The organism is Nonomuraea sp. NPDC003201, assembly GCF_053590415.1.
In genome coordinates this window covers 2,778-24,808 of sequence record NZ_JBSFTC010000163.1, presented here as the reverse complement: position 1 = coordinate 24,808, position 22,031 = coordinate 2,778, and the positions used below count along the sequence as shown (strand labels likewise).

Genomic DNA, 22,031 nt, shown 5'->3' with positions numbered 1-22,031 from the left:
CACTGGCTTTTAACACACTGTTGAGTTCTCAAGAAACGGACGCGTACTTCCTTGCTCAAAACCGTTCCGGTCTTTCGCTCGGAGGCGTTCATTTCATTGTGTCTTTATTCTTTCAGCCGTTCAAGTCCCTGTCAAATTGACCCGACTTGCTCGACCTGCTGGAATTAAGACCTGCCCCGCTTCCGGGACAACCCCTCTAACTTACCAGGCCTTCCGAATCGGTGCGAATCCACCGAAGGGCGACCTTCGAAGTAAGTGGGATTTGCCGGGCGTCTCCGGGAGTCTCTGTGGACTCCCTCGGCCGCCCTGCGCGAAGCAACTCTAGCAGCCCGACGCACCCACTTCGCGCCACTCAGGTAATCACGTGGTTGTTCCCTCACCACGCAACGCCCAAACCTCACCAAGGACACCCAGGTCGGCGCCCCAGCTGTCAAGCCGTCGGCAAGTCATCCGCAATCGCTGCCAGGTACGAAGTACCTACGAGCAGACTGCGCTCTCGGAGGTGCCCGCTATGACCCGCTCGGAGTTCGACGACATCCGTGCCTTCCTCGCCGACGAGGCGACCCATGCCGGAGACCTGCTGAGAATCGCAAGGACCCTGATCGACGACCTCGAACACGCCCGCATGCGCGAGGCCGTACTCCGTACCCACTACCTGCGTCTGCTCACGGCGGCGCGGGCGACGGTGGCGGCCGACATCGCGGACGCGCCCGACCCCATGGCGTTCCTCAAGCACGAGCTGTCCGAGCGCGGCCAGATGCCGGAGGACGGCGAGGCCGTGCAGCGCATCCTGGCGGACGCCCGTACGGCGGCCCTGCTGCTCGCCTGCCTGGAGGAGGCCGTCCCCCAGCGCCCGCGCGGAATGCGCCTGCGCCGGTGCGTCGGCATGAGGCGGACCCTCCCGCATTAGCCGCTGACCCGATGAGCACTCGGCCCATACCCCGCCTTGGCTGACCGGCTGTAAGACTTCGCATATGTGGCAGCGCGGGTTGAACTGGGCGGCAGTCGCACTAGTCGGGATATTTGGCCTGATGTGGGTCGGCATCGTGATTTATGCCGATCAGAGCTCTTCCCTCTGGATGCGGGCCGTGCAGGTGGCCTTCGGGATCCTGCTCCTGGGCTGGGCCGTGCAGCGAGCGGTGGTGATGCTCGTCAAGCCGTCAGCCCACTGCTACTCGGAGGAAGCCGACGGCTGGAACCGGTAGCCCATCCCCGACTCGGTCAGCAGATGCACCGGACGGGCAGGGTCCCGTTCGAGCTTGCGCCGGAGCTGGGCCATGTACTGGCGCAGGTAGTGCGTCTCCTTGAGGTAGGAGTCTCCCCAGACTTCCCGCAGCAGCTGGCGCTGGCTGATCAGCTTGCCCGGGTTACGCAGCAGGATCTCCAGGAAGTGCCACTCCGTGGGCGTCAGCCGTACCCCTCCCGAGATCGTCTTGCTGGAGAGGTCGATCACGTGATCGCCCAGCCGCACCGTGGCGGCCTCCTCCTCGTGCTGGCCCGTGCGGCGGGTCACCGCGCGGACGCGGGCGAGCAGCTCGTCGATGCTGAACGGCTTCGTCACGTAGTCGTCGGCGCCGGCGTCGAGCGCGTCCACCTTGTCGGTGCTGTCCGCGCGCCCGGAGAGGACGATGATCGGCACGGCGGTCCAGCCGCGCAGGCCCTCGATGACCTCCACGCCGTCCAGATCGGGCAGCCCGAGATCGAGGATGACCAGGTCGGGATGCCACTCGGCGGCCTGGCGCAGCGCCGAGCCGCCGTCGGCCGCGACGGCCACCTCGTACTGCCGGGCGGCCAGATTGACGCGCAGCGCACGCAGGATCTGCGGCTCGTCGTCCACCACCAGCACGCGGGTCACGTGTGTCTCCGCAGCGAGACGGTCATGGTCAGTCCCCCTCCGGGCGTGTCCTCCAGCACGAGCGTGCCGCCCATCGCCTCGGTGAGGCCGCGCGAGAGCGCCAGGCCGAGCCCCACGCCCGTGTGACTGGCGCGGTCGCCGAGCCGCTGGAACGGCATGAACACCCTTTCATGCGCTTCGGGCGGAATGCCGGGGCCCCGGTCGATGATGCGGATCTCCACGTTGTCGCCGTGCCAGCTGGCGTTGACGACCACGGGCTCGCCGTCGGGGCTGTAGCGGACGGCGTTCGACATGACGTTGACGAGCACGCGCTCCAGCAGGGCGGGGTCGGCCATGATCTCGGGGACGATGGGCGGGAGGTCGCTGCGGATCTGGTCGCGTAGCGGTCCGAGGTCGTCGATGGCGTGCGGCAGCACGTCCTCGATCGCCACGGGCTCCAGGTTCACGCCGAGCACGCCTGCCTGGAGGCGGCTCATGTCGAGGAGGTTCGCGACGAGCCGGTCCAGCTTGATCAGCGACTCGTCGGCGGTGGCCAGCAGCTCGCCGCGGTCCTCGTCCGACCAGGTCACGTCGGTGCTGCGCAGGCTCTCGACCGCCGCCTTGGCCGAGGCGAGCGGCGTACGCAGGTCGTGGCTGACGGCGGCCAGCAGAGCGGTGCGCATCCTGTCGGCCTCGGCCAGCGGCTCGGCCTGCTCGGCCGCCTCGCGCAGCCGCTGCTCGCGCAGGGCGACCGCCGCCTCCGCCGCGAACGCCTCCAGCACCCGCCGGTCGCTCGCGTCCAGCAGGCGTCCCCGAGCGGCGAGCACGAGCCGTTCGTCGATCACGACGTCGGTGTCGGCCGTACCCGGGCTCGTGCACGGCACGCCGCCCGAGGTCGCGACGATGTGCCAGTCGTCCGTACGCTCCAGCAGGGTCACCGAGCCGAACCCGAACGTCTCCCGCGTCCTGGCCAGCAGCGACGGCAGCGCCGCGTCGCCCCTCAGCACGTGACCCGCCAGCGTGGACAGCACCTCGGCGTCCGCCCGCGAGCGCGCAGCTTCCCTGCTGCGCCTGGCCGCCAGGTCGACGACCGTGCTGACCATGACCGCCACCAGCACGAACGTGGTCAGCGCGAGCACGTTCTGCGGCTCGGCGATCGTCAACGTGTGCAGCGGCGGCGTGAAGAACCAGTTGAGCAGCCCGAACCCGAGCACCGCCGCCGTCAACGCCGGCCACATGCCGCCCACCAGGGCCACCCCGACGACCAGCAGCAGGAACAGCGGGATCTCGCTGGGCAGCGACAGGCCCAGCCGCTGGAGCGCGGCCGTGAGCAGCGGCGGCCCGAGCAGTGCCAGCCCCCAGCCGGACAGCCGCCGCCGGCGCGTCAGCGCGGCGCTCGACCGCGCCCGCCCGCGGCCCGTCCTGGTCGCCTCGTGCGTCACCATGTGCACGTCGATCGGCCCGGACAGCGCCGTCGTCGTCACACCCACGCCACGCGCGACGATCTGCGCGAGCCGTCCTCTTCGCGACGCGCCCAGCACGAGCTGGGTGGCGTTCACGCCACGGGCGAACTCCAGCAGCGCGTGCGGGATGTCGTCGCCGACCACCTGGTGGTAGGACCCGCCGAGGGCCTCGACCAGGGCCCGCTGGTGCACCAGGTTCGCGGGGTCGCCGCCGGAGGTCAGGCCGTCGGCGCTCGTGACGTGCACGGCCAGCAGATCGGCCCCCTTGCTCCTGGCCGCGATGCGCGCGGCCCGGCGGATGAGCGTGTCCCCTTCCGGGCCTCCGGTGAGGGCGACCACCACGCGCTCGCGGGCCTCCCAGGTGCCCGCTATGGCATGGTCGGCGCGATATTGGTCGAGTTGCTCGTCCACCTTGTCCGCCAGCCAGATCAGGGCGATCTCCCGCAAGGCGGTCAGGTTGCCGACGCGGAAGTAGTTGGCCAGCGCGGCGTCGACGCGATCGGGCGGGTAGACGTTCCCGTGTGCCATCCGCCGGCGCAGCGCCTCGGGCGCCATGTCGACGAGCTCGATCTGGTCGGCCCGCCGCACCACCTCGTCGGGCACGGTCTCCCGCTGCGACACGCCGGTGATCTGCTCGACCACGTCGTTCAGGGATTCGAGGTGCTGGATGTTGAGGGTGGAGACGACGTCGATGCCGGCGTCGAGCACTTCGTCGATGTCCTGCCAGCGCTTGACGTTGCGGGAGCCGGGAACGTTCGTGTGGGCGAGCTCGTCGATCAGCGCCACGGTGGGGGCGCGGGCGATGACGGCATCGACGTCCAGCTCGGTGAACGTCGCGCCGCGGTAGGTCATCGTCCGCCTCGGCAGGACCTCGAGTCCGTCGAGCAGGCCGGCCGTCCTGGCGCGGCCGTGGGTCTCGACGAAGCCCACGACCACGTCCTTGCCACGTTCGCGGGCGCGGTGCGCCTCGCTCAGCATGTCGTACGTCTTGCCCACGCCGGGCGCCGCACCCAGATGAACGCGCAGCCTCCCGCGGGACGTGCTCCCCATTCCTCCAGGTTACGGCTGGTACGGCGGCGCGACCCCCCAACCCCAGTGGGGCACGGGAGCCTCGAGCGGAGGCGTGGCGTCCGGCGCGGAGTTGTGCCTGGCCAGCCTGGTGCCCCATTCGACGTAGCCGGCGAACGCCGCCCTGAACTCGGGGTCGTCAGGCAGCCCCACCTCGTCGGCCGCGTCCATGAGGAGATTCACCCACCTGCGGCGCTGGGGCTCGGTGATGGCCTTGCCGAGGTGGTGGCGGAGCATGTTCGGGTAGCCGCCGCGCTCCTTGGTGTACCGGTCGGGGCCGCCGAAGACCTCGCTGAGCCACATCGCCACGTATTTGGGGTGATCGGGGTCCATGTGCGCGAACAGCGGGCCGATCAGGTCGTCCTTGACGACCGTGCGGTAGAACGCTTCGGTCAGCCGCTCGAACGCCTCAGTGCCGCCGGCCCAGTCGTAAAGGGTGGGTTCACTCATGTAATGATGTAATCATTCGCCGCGCGACGGCGGCAAGGCCGGAAACGACAAAGTCCCTGGTCTCCGGATCTCTCCGGTGACCAGGGACTCTGGCTTGGTAGCGGGGACAGGATTTGAACCTGCGACCTCTGGGTTATGAGCCCAGCGAGCTACCGAACTGCTCCACCCCGCGTCGGTGTCTCTGGATATAACTATACAGGGCCCGCGACAGTGCTTTGACCAACGCCGACCCCGAACTCCCCGCCGTCCCCTGAGGAAGGGCCGCGGACGGCCCACGCAGGTCGGGGAACGCATCCCCGGGGCCCCGTGGAACCAATAGCAAAAGCCCGGACTCCGATTAGGGAGTCCGGGCTTCTGGACTGGTAGCGGGGGCAGGATTTGAACCTGCGACCTCTGGGTTATGAGCCCAGCGAGCTACCGAACTGCTCCACCCCGCGTCGCGTTGTTGCTTTTAAAGACTAGTGGGCGACGCGGGGTGGGCGCAAACTGATCGGGCTAGGACGTGCCCGCCGCTTGCGATCCCGTAGGCGAAGGCGTGGCCGACGGCGAGACCGGCGGGGTCGCCGACGGACTGGCGGATGGGGTGGCCGACGGGGTCGCCGAGGGCTTGGGCTGCTGGGCGTTGGCCCCTTCCAGCGCCTTCAGCGCCTCCTCCAGCCGCTTCTGAGCCTCGCCGTAGGCGTCCCAGTTGGGCGGACTGGACTGCAGGGCCTTCTGCGCGTCCTCGTACGCCTTCTTGGCGTTGGCGATCGCCGAGTTGATCGCCGTGTTGGCCTGGTTGGGGACGTTCTGCTCGGTGGGGGTGTTCGGCTGCTGTTGCTGGCCGCCGAAGACCTCCGCGAGCGCCTTCTCCAGGTCCGGCCCGACGCCGATCTTGTTGCCGTACGACACCAGGACCCGCTGCAGGATCGGGTACGGCTCCTGGCCACCGCCCGCGGCCACCTGGACGTACACCGGCTCGACGTAGAGCAGGCCGCCCGCGTACGGCAGCGTCAGCAGGTTGCCGTACCGGAGCGACGAGCTGCCCACGCCCATCACGTTGAGCTGACCGGCGAGGCGGCTCTGGAAGGCGTTCTGCACCTGTCCTGGGCCCGGGATGGGCGTGTTGGACGGCATGCGCAGGATGCGCAGCCGGCCGTAGCCGGAGCCGGCCGACGAGTCGACCGCCATGAACGCCGACAGGTTGGCGCTCCCCTGCCGTGGCACGAACGTCGTCGTCAGCGAGAACGTCGGCGTGCCGCCCGGCATCGTGGTGGTCAGGTAGTAGGGCGGCTGCTTGATGTTCTTGTCGTTCTGCGTGGGGTCGCCCGGGACGTTCCAGAAGTCCTGGCCGTTGTAGAAGGCGGCCGGGTTGGTGATGTGGTAGCGCGACAGCGTGTAGCGCTGCACCTTGAACAGGTCTTCGGGGTAGCGGACGTGGTTGCGCAGGTCGGCGCTCATCTCCGAGGCCGGGCGGATGACCCCCGGGAACGCCTTGCTCCAGGTCTTGAGCAGCGGGTCGTTGGTGTCCCAGCCGTAGAGCGTGACCGTGCCGTCGTAGGCGTCGACCGTGGCCTTGACGGAGTTGCGGATGTAGTTGACCTTGTCGCTCGGCTGCTGGGCGATCACGCGGCGGTCGGTGGACGCGTCGCGCGTCATGTCGCCGAGGCTCTCGCTCTGCGAGTACGGGTAGTCGTTGGACGTGGTGTAGCCGTCGAGGATCCAGGTGATGCGCCCGTCGACGATCGCCGGGTAGGGGTTGCCGTCGAGCGTGAGGAAGGGCGCGACCTTCTGGACCCTGTCACGCGGGTTGCGCACGTACAGGATCTGGGAGTTGTCGTTGACGTCGCCCGACAGCAGGATGTTCGCCTCGCCGTACTTGGCGGCGTAGACGAGCCTGTTGAGGAACGAGCCGACGCGGACGCCGCCCTTGCCGTCGTAGATGTTGTCGGCCTGGCCCGTGCCGCCCGTCTGCGGGTAGTCGAGCTCCTTCGTCTTCGGGTTGCCGCCCGCGATGATGTACTCCTCGTCGGCCGGCTCCTCGCCGAAGTAGATGCGCGGCTGGCGCAGCCCGGTGGTGGTCGCCAGGGGGCCGGTGACCGGCATGTCCTTGGCGTCGTAGTTGGGCAGGCCACCGCCGTCGACCTGGTTGCCCGGCGCGGCGACGAAGCCGTAGCCGTGCGTGTAGACCAGGGCCCGGTTGATCCAGTTGTTCTGGCCCTCGGGCGGACCGGTCATCTCGCGCACGCCGACGACATGGTCGACCAGCTTGCCGGTGCTGTCGGGGTAGCGGTCGACGTCGAGCGTGTCGCCGAAGTTGTAGAAACCGCGGATGCGCTGCGTCTGCTCGTACGTCGAGGACAGCAGCGCCGGGTCGAGGAGCCGGACGCCGGAGACGGAGGCGTCGCCCTCCTTCTGGACCTTGGACGGGTCGGACTCGGCGTTGTAGTTTTCGACCTCGGTCTTGTCGATGTTGTACGCCTCGCGCGTGGCGTTGATGTTGCGCTGGATGTAGGCCGCTTCCTTGCCCTGCTGGTTGGGCTTGACCTGGAACTGCTCGACCAGCGCCGGGTAGACGCCGCCGATCAGGATGGCCGAGAGCACGAGCAGGCCGGCCGAGACGCCGGGGAGCATGCCGCCGGGTCGGAAGATGCCGGCGAAGAACAGGGCGGCGCAGATCAGCGCGATGATCGCGAGGATGGTCTTGGCCGGCAGGACGGCGTTGACGTCGGTGTAGGACGCGCCGTGGACGAACCCGCGGTCGGAGAAGACCAGACCGTAGCGGTCGACCCAGTAGGCGACGGCCTTCAGCAGGACGAAGACGCCGAGCAGCACCGACAGGTGGACGCGGGCCGCCCTGGAGGCGTGCACGCCCGGGGACTGCAGCCGGAACCCGCCGTACAGGTAGTGCGTGATCGCCGCCAGCACGATCGAGATGATCACGGCGGTGAACAGGAAGTTCAGCACCATCCGGATGAACGGATAGTCGAACACGTAGAACGAGATGTCCAGCCCGAACAGCGTGTCCTGCTTGCCGAACGACTCGCCGTTGACGAACTTCAGCCACGTCTCCCACTGGCCGGCGAAGGAGGAGCCGGAGAAGAGGGCGAGCAGGCCCATGCCCACGATGAAGATCAGCTTGCGGTGGGGGTCGAGCGCCATGCGGTAGCGGTCGGCGCCGCTGCCCCCGCCGAACATCGCCGGCCCGAACATCGGCCGCGTCCGGAAGGCCAGCAGCATGTTGCCGCCCGCGATGCCGACCATCAGCAGCGCGCCGACCAGGAAGAGCACGATCTCGGTCAGCAGGACGCCGGTGAAGATCGACGTGTACTTGGCCGCGTCAAACCATAGATAGTCGGTATAAATACCGGAAAATAGGAAAAATAGCGCCACGATCGCCACCAGAGCGATCGCCACAGGCAGAAGCAGTCTCGGACGGCGGGGCAAGCGCATCGCCCTACCGGCTCCTGGGGTCCGGAAGCTCAAGGCCAACCCCTCGTCGTGATGAAGAAACGGTCCGTGTCTGGCAACTTACACCGCAGTGCCAGCCCTACGGCTAACGCACGGCGAGCTCCAGAAGTTTCATCCGGCCTCGCACGCGGGCACGTTTCCCTTGCCCGTGCGCAGCGCGTCGAGCGCGAGCACCGCGTCATGCAGCGTGTCGGCCCTGACCAGCCGGAGCCCGTCGGGCACGGCTTGCATGGCCTCGGCGCAGTTGTCGGCGGGCGTCAGGAAGACCGTCGCGCCGGAGTCTTTCGCGCCCACCATCTTCTGGGCGATGCCGCCGATCGCGCCGACCTCGCCCGACGGCTGGATCGTGCCGGTGCCGGCGATCCGCTTGCCGCCGGTGATCTCACCCGGCGTCAGCTTGTCGACTATGCCGAGCGAGAACATCAGCCCCGCGCTCGGCCCGCCGACGTCGCCGACGTTGATGTCGACGTCGAACGGGAACTTGTACTTGGCCTGCATGACCACACCCACGAGGGTCTGCCCCTTGGGCCCGGCCACGGTGGGCACGGTGACGTCGAGCTTCTGGCCTCCCCTGGTGACGGAGAAGGCCACGTTGTCGCCCGGCTTGTGTGCCTTGACCGCGTCGCCCACGACGTCGACGTCCTTCGCGGGCTTGCCGTCCACGGAGTTGATCTCGTCGCCCTTCAGCAGCTTGCCGTCGGCGGGCCGGCCCTTTTCCGTGGAGACCACGGTCACGACCATGTTGAAGGGGATCTTGAGCTCGCTGAGGGCGGCGGCCCTGGCGGAGTCCTGGGAGTTGGTCATCTCGACCGTGTTCTCCTCCTCGACCTCCTTGGGGTCGCGGTTGGGAGCGAAGATGGTCTCCTGCGGGACCACCGCCACGGTCGGGTCGATCCAGCCGCGCAACGCCGTCAGCAGGTCGATCTGGGCGGCCGGGCCGCCTTGGTAGGCCACCGTGACCAGGCTCAGCGCGCCGCTGGTCGGGTAGGTCTCCCGCCCCTTGATCGAGATCACGGGCTTCTTGTCGACCTCGCCGATCGTGTTCTCGGTCGGGCCGGGGCTCAGCACGACGTACGGGACCGGACTGAACGCGCCCACGACGCCGAGCGCGAGCACAAGGAATCCCGCGAGCAGAAGGGTCAGGGCGCGTCGTGACATGTCGATGAGCTTATTCGCCGGCGCCGACCCATTCGGTCTCACCGTCGGCGAACACCTGGTGTTTCCAGATGGGGACGTTTGCCTTCAGGTCGTCGATCAACCGTCTCGAAGCCTTGAACGCCTCGTCCCTGTGGGGTGCGGCCACCGCGACGATGACGGCCGCCTCGCCCAGCTCCAGGTCGCCCACGCGGTGGACGGCGGCCAGCGCCGTCACGGGGAAGTCGGCGGCCACCTTCTCGGCGACCTGCCGCAGCTCGGCCTCCGCCGAGGGGTGGGCCGAGTAGGAGAGCCTGGTCACCGGTTTTCCGTGGTCCTGCTCGCGCACGGTGCCCACGAAGACGGCGGTGCCGCCGGCGGCGTGGTCGCCCACGGCGGCCAGCACTTCGTCGACGGAGAGCGCGGTATCACGAATGCCGAGCAACCGGATGACGTCCACGCAAAGAGCCTACCAACAAGAAATCCGCCCGTTGGACTCCCGAAACGCCGTCGTACCTGGTCAAGGCCGGGTTGACGGCGGATTTCTCAGCCGCGCCGCTTCTTGCGCACCTGGCGGACGATCGCGGCGGTGCCGATGACGGCCACGGTGGCGCCGGCCGCGGTGAGCGTGGCCTCCTTGACGGGCAGGCGCCGGCCGACCACGGTCGTCCTGTTCTCGCGCAGCTCCAGGAGCTGCTCGAACGCGGCCTCGTTCGTCCACGAGGGCTTCCAGCCCGCCCCGCGCAGCGCCGTGCAGTCGACGACCCACGGGTAGACCACGTAGTGCAGGTCGGTCGCCGGGGCCGGGGTGATGCCGAGCCGGTGGAGGCGCTGGGCCGTGCTGAACGTCAGCCCCGCGGGCAGCTCGAACCTGCGGATGCTCGACAGCTCCTCGACCTGCTCCTGCTCCATCCATCCGTCGGAGCCGACGGCGACCACGCCCGTGACGACACCGCGGGCGGCCAGGTCGAGTGCCGAGACCAGGTCGTCGATGTGGCAGAACTGCCAGCGCGGGTTGCAGCCCTTGACCGTCAGGAGCCTGGGCGACTCGAAGTGACGGGTGATGACGGTGTCCACTCCCGGGCCGACGACCGCGGCCGGGCGCAGCACGGTGACCTCCAGGCCGGGGTGGCTGCGCAGCGACCGGCGTACCAGGGACTCGATCTCCAGGTAGTCGCCCACGACGCCGGTGTCGGGCTCGGCCGCCACCGGGGCGTCTTCGGGCAGGGGCACCTCGTTGTCGGGCGCGGCGCCGTACACCATCGCGCTCGTGACCAGCACCACACGCCGGACGCGCGCCGCCGCGCAGGCGGTCAGCACCGTCTGGGCGGCCCGCAGATTGTACGCGCGCCGCTCGGACGGGTCGGAGTCGACGGCGTAGTCACCGGCCAGATGGACCAGGACGTCGATGTCGGAGATCCGGTTCGCCAAGAGCGGATCCCGTACGTCGATCACTCTCCACGTGGCTTCCCCGACATCACCGCGTTCCTCGTCAATGGCCACCACCCTGCGGAAATCCGCGGAGGATACGAGCCTCGCGAGCAGCTCTCGGCCTATGCCGGAGGCCGCTCCGGTGACGGCTACTACGGGTTGGCTCGGGCGTTTCGAGGTAGGCACCAGGTCCTCACTTTGCACTGATCCGCCGTAGGACGACTAACGTGGCGGATGTGGACTCCTCCATCCTGCACGAGGTAGAGCGGTGACTGACCTGCCAGGTCGCGAAAACGACCCTAACGAGAACCCGTTCGCCATGTTCGGCAACCCTGAGCAGATGGCTCAGGCGATGCGCCAGTTCGCCGACATGCTGTCGGCGCCTCAGGGTTCAGGCCCTGTCAACTGGGACATGGCGAAGAACATCGCCCGGCACGCCGTGGTCGCCCAAGGCGATCCGAGCGTCATGGAAGGCGAGCGCCGTCAGATCGTCGACGCGCTGAGCCTGGCCGACCTGTGGCTGAACGAGGCGACGACACTGCCGAGCGGCGTGTCCAACCCGCAGGCCTGGAGCCGGTCCGAGTGGATCGAGAACACCATCCCGGTCTGGCGAAAGCTTTGCGAGCCGATCGCGGAGCGCATGGTCGAGACCATGGGCGGCGCGCTCGGCGGATCCGGGCTGCCTCCCGAGGCCCAGCAGATGGCCGGCCCGCTGCTCGGCATGCTCAAGCAGATGGGCGGCATGATGGTCGGCCAGCAGATCGGGCAGGCGATCAGCTCGCTGGCCCGCGAGGTGGTCGGCACCACCGACATCGGCCTGCCGCTGTCCGACACGGCCGCGCTGCTGCCCGGGGGCATCGCCTCGTTCAGCGAGGGCCTGGAGATCCCGGCCGACGAGATCCGGCTCTACCTGGCGCTGCGCGAGGCCGCGCACCACCGGCTGTTCCAGCACGTCCCGTGGCTGCGCTCCCACCTGCTGGGCGCGGTCGAGGAATACGCCAAGGGCATCACGGTCGACACCTCGGCGCTCGAGGAGCAGATCCGCGGTCTCGACATCAACAATCCCCAGGCGATCCAGGAGGCGCTGAGCGGGGGCAACCTGCTCAAGCCCGAGGAGACCGAGCGGCAGAAGGCCGCCCTGGCGCGGCTGGAGACGATGCTCGCCCTGGTAGAGGGGTGGGTGGCCACCGTGGTCGACCAGGCCGCCGAGGGCAAGCTGCCCTCCGCCGTGGCGCTGGCGGAGACCGTACGCCGGCGGCGCGCGACCGGTGGGCCCGCGGAGCTGACGTTCGGCACGCTGGTGGGGCTGGAGCTGCGGCCCCGGCGGCTGCGTGAGGCGGCGGCGCTGTGGCGCGCGCTGGAGAGCGAGCGCGGGCTCGAGGGGCGCGACGCGCTGTGGGGCCACCCCGATCTCATGCCGACGGCCGACGACCTCGACGATCCCGACGCGTTCGTACGCGGTGAGGCGGCCTGGGACATCTCCCAGCTGGAGGCGAAGCCGGACGACGAAGGTGACAAGGGCGACAAGGGCGACGAGAGTTGAGTTTGCACGGCGACGCGGTGGCGGTGCTGTCCGCGTGGAGCGCGCCCACGCCCGAGGAAGAGGCGTTGCGCCTGGAGTTCCTGGAGCATTTGCGGGCGCATGACGACGCGATGCTGCGGGAATGCGTACCGGGGCATCTGACGGCCACGACGGCGGTGCTGTCGCACGACGGCACGCAGGTGCTGCTCACACTGCATCCGAAGGCCAAGAAGTGGCTGCCCATGGGTGGCCACTGCGAGATTTCCGACATGTCGCTCGTGGATGTTGCTCTGCGGGAAGCATGGGAGGAGTCGGGAATTTCCGGGCTTGAGCTGCTGCCCGGGCCGCTCGCGGTCGACAGGCACGAGGTGTGGTGCCATCCCCCGTACAGCTGGCATCTCGACGTCGAGTACGCGGCCGTGGCCCCGCCCGGCGCCGAGGCCGTGATCAGCGACGAGTCGCTCGACCTGCGCTGGTTCCCTGTGGACGCGATCCCCGAGCTGTCCGACGAGGCGACGCGGCGGCTGGCCGCACGCGGACAGGCGGCTCTTGGCTCGGGCTCACGCGCGTTTGGCTAGAGTCTTTTGCGTCGTTCCAAATAGGGGGCTGCGTGGAGACTTCTGCCGTCGGCGGCACGATCGTGACACCCGGGCGCAAGCGCCGGAAGTTCCCCGCGACTACTTTGACCTGGCTGGCCGTGACCCCGTTCGCGGCGTGGGCCGTGGTGCGGGTGGCCGGTCTGGAGCGGGGGTCGCTGCCCACGCAGATCATGACCGCCACCCCGTACGCCGCGGCCGGCTCGCTGGTCCCGCTCCTGATCGCCGCGGTCGGGCGTAAGCGGGCGGCGACCGCCGTCGCGCTGCTGGCCACGACCGCGCTCGGCTTCAGCGTGCTGCCCAGGGCGCTGGGCAGGGCGGAGGCCACCACGGGCAGGCCGCTGAAGGTCATGACGATCAACATGCTGTTCGGCCGGGCCGACACGGCGACGATCATGAAGCTGGTGCGCGAGTTCCAGCCCGACGTGCTGAGCACGCAGGAGCTCACCCCCGGGGCGGTCACCGACCTCGACGAGGCCGGGCTCAAGGAGCTGATGCCGTACCGCGTGCTGCAGGACGAGTGGAGCGCCGGCGGGAGCGGGCTCTACTCCAGGCACCCGGTGGAGCCGCTGTGGAACGTGATGCCGCCGGTCGGGCACCAGATGCCCGCCGCGATGATCTCGCTGCCGGGCGGGAAGCCGATCGAGTTCATCGACGCGCATCCGTTCCCGCCGCTCGGGCCCCAGGTCATCGAGTGGAACGAGGCGATGGCGGCCTTTCCCTCAACCTCCCCCGACCGGATCCGGATCATCGCGGGTGACTTCAATGCCTCCCTCGACCACGCCGCCCTGCGCGGGCTGCTGGCTCGCGGCTACAAGGACGCGGCCGACACCGTGGGGGCCGGGCTGATACCGACGTGGCCGGCGAACAAGCGGGTACCGCCGATCATCACGATCGACCACGTACTGGTGGACGAGCGGGTGGGGGTGAAGGAGGTCAGCGTGCGCGACGTGCCGAAGACCGACCACCGGGCGGTGCTGGCCGAGCTCACCGTGCCCTGATCAGCGCCCTGGTGCTCTCCCAGCCTTCCAGGCCGGGGTCGAGGCGTTCGACGTCTTCGGGGGTGCGCAGGCGGTGCCAGCCCGGGGTGGTGGCGACCTTACGGGGGCCAGGGGCCTGGGCGCGCAGGGTGGCCACGATCCGCTCGTCGTCGAGGTCAGGGTCCGCCCAGGTGGGCGGGGGGAGCGCGCAGGCCATGGCCACGGCGCCGCCGTTCTCCGCCGGGCAGACGGTGATCTCGGCCCTGCCGAGCTCCCTGAACAGCTTGCCGACGAGGAGGGGCGGCAGGTCGGGCGCGTCCGCGCTGATCACCGCGGCTTGGTCAGCCTTGAGGCGCTGAAGGATGATTTTTAGCGGTTCGTCGTCTTTTATCGTGATTACTTCGGTGCCCGGCCAGACGATCTCCTCCAGCTCGGGAACGCTGGTGATCAGGACCGGGGTGACGAGCTCCAGCCCCGCGACCATCTCGTAGGTGTCCTCGGCCACCGCTTCGAGGAACCGCGCGGGATCCACGCCCGGGGGCGCCGCCTGTGCCATGCGCTGTCGTACCAGGACCGCGGCGATGCGCGTCAACACTCCTCCGGTGCCGTCTGGGCCGCGGCCGAGAATCCCTCCAGAAACCCGCGCGCGCGTTCTGCCTTGGGATACTGTTCTACCAGCGCCCAGAACTTGGCACCGTGGCTGGGCACCAGCAGATGCACCAACTCGTGAATGATCACGTAGTTGATGACCCATTCGGGCAGGCCCTTGAGCCTGGTCGAGATCCTGATCGTGCCGTTCTCGGGAGTGCACGAACCCCATCGGTGCTGCTGGTTGTCGACCCAGCGCACGCTCGCCGGCTCCGCCATGCCGTCGAGGAATTTCGCTGACAGTTCTCTGGCTCGTTCGAGCAGCGCCTCGTCGGTGGGCCTTCGTCGGCGTTCCTTCGCAGCCAGCCGATCCAGCATCCGGCTCACCCATTCATCTGCGTCTTCGCCACTCAGCCAGGCGGGCAGGAGCACGATCGTCTTGTCGCCGTCGCGGTAGGCGGAGACCGTACGCCGGCGACGAGAACTGCGACGAACCTCGATTGTCTCGGGGGGCACATATGCACGGTAGCCGACCCTGGCGAAATTCCACAGAGGGTGGACGTTGTTTCTGCTGGTCAGATGATTAAGAGCCGGTGAATTTGGGCATGCGAGTTTCCCGATGGGCGTCGAGCGCCTGATCATGCGGGCGGAGGCCATGGTCACGGGCCAGACGGAAGATTCCCACCTCAGCACGGCTTCCAAGCCTTGATGGTCTTGGTTCTGGGGTAGTTTGCGGGGTCTTGGGGTGATGGGAGCGTTCTAAATGATCTTCATTCCGGCCCCTCGAGCCTCCGACATTCGGTCATTTTTCGGGAAAGCTTGATTTACCAGACCTTTATCTAGCGATCTCCCGCAGCCGCCCTCCTTGACCGCGTCACGCCCCTGCTTTGGAACCCCGAGGCCACCCTTTCGTGCCCCTGGGGTCCCTGCCGCACCCCAGCCCACCCCACCGCACCATCCGGCACAGCCGCTGTCCGCGGCCACGTTCCGGTCCCCAAGAGTCACTCCGTCACCACAACCACCCGGACCGCACCATCCGACAGCCACCGTCCGAGGCCACGTTCCGACCCCCAAGGACCACTCCGTCACCACAACCACCCCGACCGCACCATCCGACACAACCACCGTCCGAGGCCACGTTCCGACCCCCTCCACATGGCTCGCCCGCAACCACCCCGACCCTCCCGACCCTCCCGGGCCAACCGGAGGCGGCCTTGCCCCTCATCAACCGGATATGCCGCCCATCGGTACTCTGACCTGCTTGCTTTCCACAGGCGCCTTCAAGACCCGTAGTTATCCACAGCCATCACCGAACCCCCTCGGGATCTTGCTCCGGCATGGAACCCTTCCCGCCATGAGGCCACGTGTGAAGCCCGCCCTCCGGCGCATCATCCGCGACAAGCACACACTCCAGTACGGCGCGCACCCTCTCCGGGCCATCATGTTGAGCGGCCTGACCGAGGCCGTCCGTCAATGGATAGAGAGCCTCGACGGCACCCGCGACCTGGAGTGCGTACTGAGCGACGCGGCCGCCGCCGGCCTGGACGAGATCCGCGCCCGATCCCTGCTGGATCAGCTCGCCGCCCAAGGCGCTCTCCACGACGCCGCCACCAGCCCCGCGCCGATCGCCGACCTCTCCCTGGCCGAACGGGACCGCCTGCGACCGGACCTCGACGCCCTCGACCTCGCCTCGACCGCCCCCGACGGCGCGATCGGCCTCATCGCCCGCCGCCGCGAGCGGCGGGTGCGCATCTATGGGGCGGGCCGAGTGGGCGCCCAGGTGGCCGCCCTGCTCGCCGCCTCCGGGGTCGGCACCATCCGGATCCTCGACCCAGCCACGGCCCGCCCGTGCGACATCACACCGGGCGGCCTGACGTGGGCGGAGGTGGGCCTCCCCCGCGAGGTCGGCGCCGCGACGGTCGCCCGGCGACTCACCTCAGGCGGCCCCACCCCCACAGCGCGGCGCAGTCCGGCCGCCTCCACCGACACCACACCTCCCGCCCCCTACCACACCGCCACACCTCAGCCCACTGCCACCGCCACACCCAAGCCCACCGTCGGCACCACCACAGCCCAGCCCATCGCCACCACCGCCCCACCCCAGACCACCGCTGACACCGCCACGGCCCAGCCCATGGCCACCACCGGCGCCAACCCACCCCAACCCATCGCCACCACCGCGCCCCAGACCGCTGTCGGCACCACCACAGCCCAGCCCATGGCCACCACCGGCGCCAACTCACCCCAGGCCACCGCCACCACCGGCACCGCCACGGCCCAACCCATCGCCACCACTGGCACCAACCCAGCCCAGCCCATCGCCACCGCCAGCGCCGGTTCCACCCGCGCAAGTGAGAACCCTCGCGCCACCGCAAACAGCCGCGCCGCCGAAGGAACCCCAACAGCCCAGCCCTCCCAACCCCAACGCCCCCAAGCCGGGAAAGGTCCTCGCACCACCCGAGCTACGCAAGGCACCCGCATCCCCAAAACCGAGGAAGACGGCCACATCCCACGGGCTCGTGAGAGCACCGGCTCCGCTCGAACCACGGAAGGCGCACAGCCCACCGGCTCAGCACCTTCCACTCGAACCACGGAAGGCGCACAGCCCACCGGCTCAGCACCTTCCGCCCGGACCACGAAAAGCGGGCAGCCCACCAGGCCAGCACCGTCCACTCCAACCACGAAAGGCGCGCAGCCCACCAGCTTGGCACGGACTGCAGCAGTGCCCGCGGAGGTGGGGAGCCGTTGGGATGGCGTGGAGCACGAGGACGACGAGAGCGTGCGGCGGCCGTCCGTCAACGCGATGGCGGGAGGCCCCTACCTCGGGGATCAGTCGGACCGCCCCGACCTCGTCATACTCGCGCCCGTCGCCCCTCTCGACGGGGTGCTGGTCAACGAGTTGACCGCGCTCGGCATCCCGCACCTCCTGGCCTCGGCCTTCGAAGGGCACGGGACCGTGGGCCCGCTGGTCCTCCCGGGGAAGACGGCGTGCCTGCACTGCCTGGACCTGACGCGGCGGGATCGCGACCCGATGTGGCCGATCGTCACCGCCCGGTTGGGCGGATATCCGCCGGGCGAGATCGCCTGCGACGTCACCCTGGCGGCGCTGGTCGCGGCGGCTGTGGCGGGCCATGCGCTTGCCTACCTTGATGGCAGAGAGTCGGCTGTGACCAACGGCACAATGGACGTAACACCTGATTGGCGCTGGAAAAGACGGTCGTGGACCATACATCCGCAATGTCGTTGTATGCGAAACAATCCATATTCGCTAAGAATGGTCATGTCTCCTAACCGCGACTGACGTGCTCAGAGGATGACCATGAAGGGGGGAAGCGGTATCTCGTCGAGGTTCCGCGCATGAGGGTGAGCGATCTTCCGCGCCGTGCTGTCACGCGTTCCGCCAAGCTGGCCGCCCTTCCGCTCGGTTTCGCCGGCCGCGCCGCTCTCGGGCTGGGCAAGCGGCTCGGCGGCAAGTCTGCGGAGATCGTGGCCCAGGAGGTTCAGCAGCGTACGGCCGAACAGATCTTCAAGGTGCTCGGCGAGCTCAAGGGCGGCGCGATGAAGCTCGGGCAGGCGCTGTCCATCTTCGAGGCGGCGCTGCCGCAGGAGATCGTCGGTCCCTATCGAGCCACGCTGACCAAGCTTCAGGACGCCGCTCCCCCGCTGCCTGTGTCCACCGTCCACAAGGTGCTCACCGAGCAGTTGGGCGACGACTGGCGGGAAAACTTCCTGTCGTTCGACGACCAGCCGACGGCTGCGGCGTCCATCGGCCAGGTGCACAAGGCCGTGTGGCATGACGGCAGAGAGGTGGCCGTCAAGATCCAGTACCCGGGGGCGGGCAAGGCCCTGCTCGGCGACTTCGCGCAGTTGGCGCGGCTGGGCAAGCTGTTCGGCGTGCTGCTGCCCGGCCTCGACGTGAAGGCGGTGCTGGCGGAGCTGCGCGAACGGGTCGCGGAGGAGCTCGACTATCTCCGGGAGGCCGAGGCTCAGCACGCCTTCGCGCTGGAGTTCAACGATGATCCCGACTTCCACGTCCCCGATGTGGTCGCGGCCAACGAGCTGGTGCTGGTCAGTGAGTGGATGGACGGCACTCCGCTGTCCCGCGTCATCACCGAGGGCACCAAGGAGCAGCGCGACCGGGCGGGATTACTCTTCGTACGCTTCCTCTTCTGCTCCCCCGCGCGAGTCGGGATGCTTCACGCCGACCCACACCCGGGCAACTTCCGCATGCTGGCCAACGGCAAGCTCGGAGTCCTCGACTTCGGCGCGGTCAACCGCCTGCCCGGGGGCTACCCCAAGGCGTTCGGGCGGCTGACGCGGATCTTCAACGAGGGCGACATGGAGACCGTCACGGCGGGCCTGCGCCGGGAAGGCTTCATCCGCAGCGACATCGAGATCGATCCGGACGCGCTCCGGGCCTTTCTCGCGCCGTATGTGGAGCCGACGGCGGTGGAGGAGTTCACGTTCAGCCGGGAGTGGCTGCAGGCCCAGGCCGCGAGCGTGACGGATCTGCGGCCTACCAACGTGGTCCGCCAGCTCAACCTGCCTGCCTCGTACGTGCTCATCCACCGGGTCCACGCGGCGGGCATCGGCGTCCTCTGCCAGCTGGGCACCACGGCGCGCTTCCGCGACGAGGTGATCCGCTGGGTCCCCGGCTTCTCCGACGACCCCAACGACGAGGCCCTGGCCATCGGTTGATCGTCCCGGCCCTTGGGGCTGATCCGGCGGCTTGTTTGGCGGGCCGCAGGGATTTTACTGAACATCAGGTTAACTTCTGACTTCGCTGTGTAATGATATGAGTGCAAGCCGTTACCAACGCGAAAGGATCCACATGCGCCGATCCGCGCGCTTGCTCACCACCTCCGCGGACCCACTCGCTCCCCCACCCCCCATGGCGCGGGTAGCACGAACGCGGTCAGGTCGGCATGAGCTCGCGCACGGTTCGGCGTCATGGTGCCTGAAGTGAGTGCGGCGCCCCGATGTCCGTGACCGATCCGGCTTCCGGAACGGCCCAAACGGGTCCGTGACCCCCGGCCGGCTCGGTCCACAAGGCCCGTGCATGTGCCCGTGCCATGCTCGGTGATCCCACCGGCGCTGATGGTCAGCACACCCCCTCCAGGGTGCTGAGCCGGCGCCGGTGGGTGAGCACCATGGCACATCCCCCGGCAGTGTCGATCCGACGCCGAGAGCCGAGCACCAGGGCACATCTTCCGGCGGTGTCGGGCTGAGGCCAGGAGACACGCACCAAGACACGCCTTCCGACAGCGCCGAGCCGAGGCCAGGAGCCACGCACCAAGACACGTCCCCGTCTTTCGGTGCCAACATCAGGGTCAGTGGACGGACTGCAGCAGGGCACGTCGTCCGACGATGCGAACCCGTGCCGACGAGCAGCCCGCCCGGGGTTCGATCTCCCGGATGGGTCGTTAGTGTCTTGGTGTCGTCTATGAGCGGTCGGAAGCGGGCGTGTGGGTGAGGGAGCCGCCGGTCGGCGCGTAGGGTGACGTTCTCCCAGGTCAACGCTCCGGAACCGTTATGGCAATGCGAGGCGTGGCCTGTGGGCGTCACGGGCGACCGTGCCCGCGGGCGCTACCTGCCGGTGGCTACCGGTGCCCGAGTCTCGGGCAGTCACCAGGCAACCAGCGCCCGAGCCCCGGCCAATCACCACGCAGCCAGCGCTGAGCCCCGGGCAGTCACCAGGCAGCCGTTACCCGAGTCTCGGGCAGTCACCACGCAGCCAGTGCCCGAGCTCTGGGCAGTCACCACGCGACCGGCACCCGAGTCCCGGCCAATCGCCACGCAGCTGGTGCCCGAGCCCCGGCCAATCACCACGCAGCCAGCGCCGAGTCCCGGGCAGTCACCAGGCAACGGGGCCGAGGCGATCGATGAAGATGCCGGTTGGCCCGTTGGCGTCGATCATCGCGAGCTTGACGATCGGGTCGGTGCCCTCGGTGACCGTCAGTTGGCCGGTGTGATGGTTCATGTCGGTGGCGGCGAACTTGCGGTTGGCGACCTCTCCAGGAGTGACCAGGTTGAATTTGATCCCTGGGAGCGCCTGGGCGTACCGGACGGTGATCATGTTCAGTGCCGCCTTCGACGAGCTGTAGGCGAGCTCGTGCATCTTCGAGGCGGGCTGCTCCGGATCGGTCACGACCGCGAAGGCACCGACGGCGCTGGACACCATCACCACCCGCGGATTGTCCGCCGCCTGCAGCAAGGGAAGGAACGCGTGCGTGACCCTGATCGGTCCGTACACGTTGGTGTCGTAGACGGAGTGAATCTCGTCAGCTGTCGCGTCCGCAGGTGGGACGACGCTTCCCGGCGCGCCGGCGTTGTTGATCAGCACATCCAGTCGGTCGGTGTGCTCGCGAACGAGCCGTACGGCGTCCTTCACCGACTCGTCCGAGGTCACGTCCAGGGGGACCATGACCACGTTCGCGCCGCTGTCGGTCAGCTTGGCGGCGGCCGCCCGCCCTCGCTCTTCGTCGCGCGAGCCGAGGAAGATCGTCCAGCCCTGCTCGCCGAGCCGCCTGGCCGCCTCAAGACCGAGCCCCTTGTTGGCGCCGGTGATCAGCACTGTGGTCTGTTCCGAGTTCGTCATGCCCTCTGAGACGAGACACCCCGCTGAGCTGTGACACGGTGTGAGCGTCCTCACGATCGGGAGCCCTTTGCGGGCCGGTAGCGGGGGCGGGGTGAGGACGTGCCCGAGATGGCCGTACGCACGCGATGTCACTGACGGGGGTTGCTGTCTCGTCTAGGGGGTGCAGGCAATTCTCTGTCAAGGAGAGGACGATGAACCTCGCGTTGTGGATCGCTGCCGGGCTGCTGGCCGCGGTGGCGGTGAGCGGCGGGATCAGCAAGACGTTCGTACCCAGGGAGAAGCTGGCTGTGCTCCGTGGTGGGGGATGGACCGCGGATGCCGGTGCCGGCTTCGTCAGGGCCCTGGGTGTCCTTGAGCTCCTGGCTGCGGTGGGCTTGATCGTGCCTGCCGTGCTCGGCATCGCGCCGCTTCTGGTGCCGGTGACCGCGGGGTGCTGGATCCTGCTGATGGTCGGCGCGATGATCACCCACGGCCGACGTGGGGAAGCCGCGTTCGTGGTGCTGAATCTGATCTATCTCGCGGTTGCGGCGTTCGTCGCGTGGGGCCGCTTCGGTCCTGGGGCCTTCACCGGTTGACGGGCGACGACGCAGAGTTCCCGACCATCTGGCCTCGGTCCGCGGAGGGGCGGTGGTCGATCACGGAGAGAGAGATGATCATGCGGGTGTTCGTGGCAGGTGGGAGAGGAGCTGCCCCATCTGGCGGAGCGTGCGGGAGCGAAGTGGCCGACGTGGGTGCCCGTACGGGCGGTCCGGATGCTGGGCGGGCAGGTGGTGGCCGAAGTGGATACCCGTACGGGCGGCCCGGATGCTGGGCGGGCAGGTGGTGGCCGACGTGGGTGCCCGTACGGGCGGTCCGGATGCTGGGCGGGCAGGTGGTGGCCGAAGTGGATACCCGTACGGGCGGCCCGGATGCTGGGC

At 68.7% G+C, this 22,031-nt stretch carries 19 protein-coding genes and 2 tRNA genes; 9 read left to right on the top strand and 12 right to left on the bottom strand.

The genetic code is table 11. The features are described from left to right. Positions 1-511: 511 nt before the first annotated feature. Together ACWDX9_RS38690 and ACWDX9_RS38685 are read left to right on the top strand one after the other, a co-directional pair. Positions 512-910, top strand: coding sequence for a hypothetical protein (locus ACWDX9_RS38690; RefSeq protein ID WP_449963296.1), 399 nt, complete (start codon positions 512-514; stop codon positions 908-910). Between the two features lie 121 nt (positions 911-1,031). Next, positions 1,032-1,205 carry a hypothetical protein gene (locus tag ACWDX9_RS38685; RefSeq protein ID WP_449963293.1) on the top strand — a complete coding sequence of 58 codons (174 nt, stop codon included), beginning with the start codon at positions 1,032-1,034 and terminating at the stop codon, positions 1,203-1,205. Here the strand turns inward: ACWDX9_RS38685 and ACWDX9_RS38680 are convergent. The 9 genes from ACWDX9_RS38680 to ACWDX9_RS38640 form a co-directional block, all read right to left on the bottom strand. Further along, positions 1,172-1,855 (bottom strand): response regulator, encoded by a 684-nt coding sequence (locus tag ACWDX9_RS38680; RefSeq protein WP_364241849.1) that lies wholly within the window; start codon positions 1,853-1,855, stop codon positions 1,172-1,174. The two genes, ACWDX9_RS38685 and ACWDX9_RS38680, sit on opposite strands and share 34 nt — an antisense overlap. Then, complete coding sequence (locus tag ACWDX9_RS38675) at positions 1,852-4,347, bottom strand: DUF4118 domain-containing protein (protein WP_449963289.1); 2,496 nt, start codon at positions 4,345-4,347, stop codon at positions 1,852-1,854. The genes ACWDX9_RS38680 and ACWDX9_RS38675 overlap by 4 nt, the downstream gene beginning before the upstream one ends. A gap of 9 nt (positions 4,348-4,356) precedes the next feature. Next, positions 4,357-4,815, bottom strand: a complete 459-nt coding sequence (locus ACWDX9_RS38670) for a group II truncated hemoglobin (protein ID WP_364241853.1) — start codon at positions 4,813-4,815, stop codon at positions 4,357-4,359. A 95-nt stretch (positions 4,816-4,910) separates the two neighbouring features. Continuing rightward, positions 4,911-4,987 (bottom strand) — tRNA-Met (locus ACWDX9_RS38665). 188 nt (positions 4,988-5,175) lie between these two features. Next, positions 5,176-5,252: transfer RNA gene (locus tag ACWDX9_RS38660), tRNA-Met, on the bottom strand. A 58-nt stretch (positions 5,253-5,310) separates the two neighbouring features. Further along, entirely contained in the window at positions 5,311-8,247 is a 2,937-nt protein-coding gene (locus ACWDX9_RS38655) for a UPF0182 family protein (protein ID WP_449963285.1), read from the bottom strand. A 129-nt stretch (positions 8,248-8,376) separates the two neighbouring features. Further along, a complete protein-coding gene (locus ACWDX9_RS38650) occupies positions 8,377-9,423 on the bottom strand; it encodes a YlbL family protein (RefSeq protein ID WP_363971065.1) in 1,047 nt (348 codons plus the stop codon). Between the two features lie 10 nt (positions 9,424-9,433). Next, on the bottom strand, positions 9,434-9,859 hold the full coding sequence (locus tag ACWDX9_RS38645) for a molybdenum cofactor biosynthesis protein MoaE (RefSeq protein ID WP_449963281.1): 426 nt from the start codon (positions 9,857-9,859) through the stop codon (positions 9,434-9,436). An 86-nt stretch (positions 9,860-9,945) separates the two neighbouring features. Beyond that, positions 9,946-11,019, bottom strand: coding sequence for an NAD-dependent epimerase/dehydratase family protein (locus ACWDX9_RS38640; protein WP_449963304.1), 1,074 nt, complete (start codon positions 11,017-11,019; stop codon positions 9,946-9,948). 130 nt (positions 11,020-11,149) lie between these two features. Between ACWDX9_RS38640 and ACWDX9_RS38635 the strand changes: the two genes are divergently transcribed. The 3 genes from ACWDX9_RS38635 to ACWDX9_RS38625 are packed head-to-tail and all read left to right on the top strand — an operon-like array spanning position 11,150 to position 13,949. Then, a complete protein-coding gene (locus ACWDX9_RS38635) occupies positions 11,150-12,373 on the top strand; it encodes a zinc-dependent metalloprotease (RefSeq protein ID WP_449963302.1) in 1,224 nt (407 codons plus the stop codon). Next, positions 12,370-12,930: an NUDIX hydrolase gene (locus tag ACWDX9_RS38630; protein ID WP_397374641.1), complete on the top strand. Its 561-nt coding sequence runs from the start codon at positions 12,370-12,372 to the stop codon at positions 12,928-12,930. Before ACWDX9_RS38635 ends, ACWDX9_RS38630 begins: the two co-directional genes overlap by 4 nt. Positions 12,931-12,962: 32 nt before the next feature. Next, positions 12,963-13,949, top strand: coding sequence for an endonuclease/exonuclease/phosphatase family protein (locus tag ACWDX9_RS38625; RefSeq protein WP_449963278.1), 987 nt, complete (start codon positions 12,963-12,965; stop codon positions 13,947-13,949). Here the strand turns inward: ACWDX9_RS38625 and ACWDX9_RS38620 are convergent. Together ACWDX9_RS38620 and ACWDX9_RS38615 are read right to left on the bottom strand one after the other, a co-directional pair. Next, positions 13,936-14,520, bottom strand: a complete 585-nt coding sequence (locus ACWDX9_RS38620; protein WP_449963275.1) for a DUF2064 domain-containing protein — start codon at positions 14,518-14,520, stop codon at positions 13,936-13,938. The genes ACWDX9_RS38625 and ACWDX9_RS38620 overlap by 14 nt on opposite strands. Continuing rightward, on the bottom strand, positions 14,517-15,209 hold the full coding sequence (locus ACWDX9_RS38615; protein ID WP_449963299.1) for a M48 metallopeptidase family protein: 693 nt from the start codon (positions 15,207-15,209) through the stop codon (positions 14,517-14,519). Before ACWDX9_RS38615 ends, ACWDX9_RS38620 begins: the two co-directional genes overlap by 4 nt. 661 nt (positions 15,210-15,870) lie before the next feature. On the opposite strand from ACWDX9_RS38615, the gene ACWDX9_RS38610 reads away from it, so the two are divergent. Together ACWDX9_RS38610 and ACWDX9_RS38605 are read left to right on the top strand one after the other, a co-directional pair. Beyond that, a complete protein-coding gene (locus ACWDX9_RS38610; RefSeq protein ID WP_449963273.1) occupies positions 15,871-17,817 on the top strand; it encodes a hypothetical protein in 1,947 nt (648 codons plus the stop codon). Between the two features lie 56 nt (positions 17,818-17,873). Further along, the gene (locus ACWDX9_RS38605; RefSeq protein ID WP_449963270.1) at positions 17,874-19,214 is read left to right on the top strand and encodes an ABC1 kinase family protein; all 1,341 of its coding nucleotides are present in this window, start codon (positions 17,874-17,876) and stop codon (positions 19,212-19,214) included. A gap of 1,156 nt (positions 19,215-20,370) precedes the next feature. Here the strand turns inward: ACWDX9_RS38605 and ACWDX9_RS38600 are convergent. Further along, positions 20,371-21,114, bottom strand: a complete 744-nt coding sequence (locus ACWDX9_RS38600) for an SDR family NAD(P)-dependent oxidoreductase (protein WP_449963268.1) — start codon at positions 21,112-21,114, stop codon at positions 20,371-20,373. A gap of 191 nt (positions 21,115-21,305) precedes the next feature. Between ACWDX9_RS38600 and ACWDX9_RS38595 the strand changes: the two genes are divergently transcribed. Together ACWDX9_RS38595 and ACWDX9_RS38590 are read left to right on the top strand one after the other, a co-directional pair. Then, positions 21,306-21,689, top strand: coding sequence for a DoxX family protein (locus tag ACWDX9_RS38595; RefSeq protein WP_449963265.1), 384 nt, complete (start codon positions 21,306-21,308; stop codon positions 21,687-21,689). A 99-nt stretch (positions 21,690-21,788) separates the two neighbouring features. Beyond that, on the top strand, positions 21,789-22,031 hold a 243-nt coding region (locus ACWDX9_RS38590), incomplete at its 3' end, for a hypothetical protein (protein ID WP_449963262.1).

Bases quoted from the DNA above. Each gene is read 5' to 3' on its own strand.
- ACWDX9_RS38690 (WP_449963296.1), top strand. From the start codon at position 512: ATGACCCGCTCGGAGTTCGACGACATCCGTGCCTTCCTCGCCGACGAG.
- ACWDX9_RS38685 (WP_449963293.1), top strand. From the start codon at position 1,032: ATGTGGGTCGGCATCGTGATTTATGCCGATCAGAGCTCTTCCCTCTGG.
- ACWDX9_RS38675 (WP_449963289.1), bottom strand. From the start codon at position 4,347: ATGGGGAGCACGTCCCGCGGGAGGCTGCGCGTTCATCTGGGTGCGGCG.
- ACWDX9_RS38670 (WP_364241853.1), bottom strand. From the start codon at position 4,815: ATGAGTGAACCCACCCTTTACGACTGGGCCGGCGGCACTGAGGCGTTC.
- ACWDX9_RS38655 (WP_449963285.1), bottom strand. From the start codon at position 8,247: ATGCGCTTGCCCCGCCGTCCGAGACTGCTTCTGCCTGTGGCGATCGCT.
- ACWDX9_RS38650 (WP_363971065.1), bottom strand. From the start codon at position 9,423: ATGTCACGACGCGCCCTGACCCTTCTGCTCGCGGGATTCCTTGTGCTC.
- ACWDX9_RS38635 (WP_449963302.1), top strand. From the start codon at position 11,150: ATGTTCGGCAACCCTGAGCAGATGGCTCAGGCGATGCGCCAGTTCGCC.
- ACWDX9_RS38610 (WP_449963273.1), top strand. From the start codon at position 15,871: ATGAGGCCACGTGTGAAGCCCGCCCTCCGGCGCATCATCCGCGACAAG.
- ACWDX9_RS38605 (WP_449963270.1), top strand. From the start codon at position 17,874: ATGAGGGTGAGCGATCTTCCGCGCCGTGCTGTCACGCGTTCCGCCAAG.
- ACWDX9_RS38600 (WP_449963268.1), bottom strand. From the start codon at position 21,114: ATGACGAACTCGGAACAGACCACAGTGCTGATCACCGGCGCCAACAAG.
- ACWDX9_RS38595 (WP_449963265.1), top strand. From the start codon at position 21,306: ATGAACCTCGCGTTGTGGATCGCTGCCGGGCTGCTGGCCGCGGTGGCG.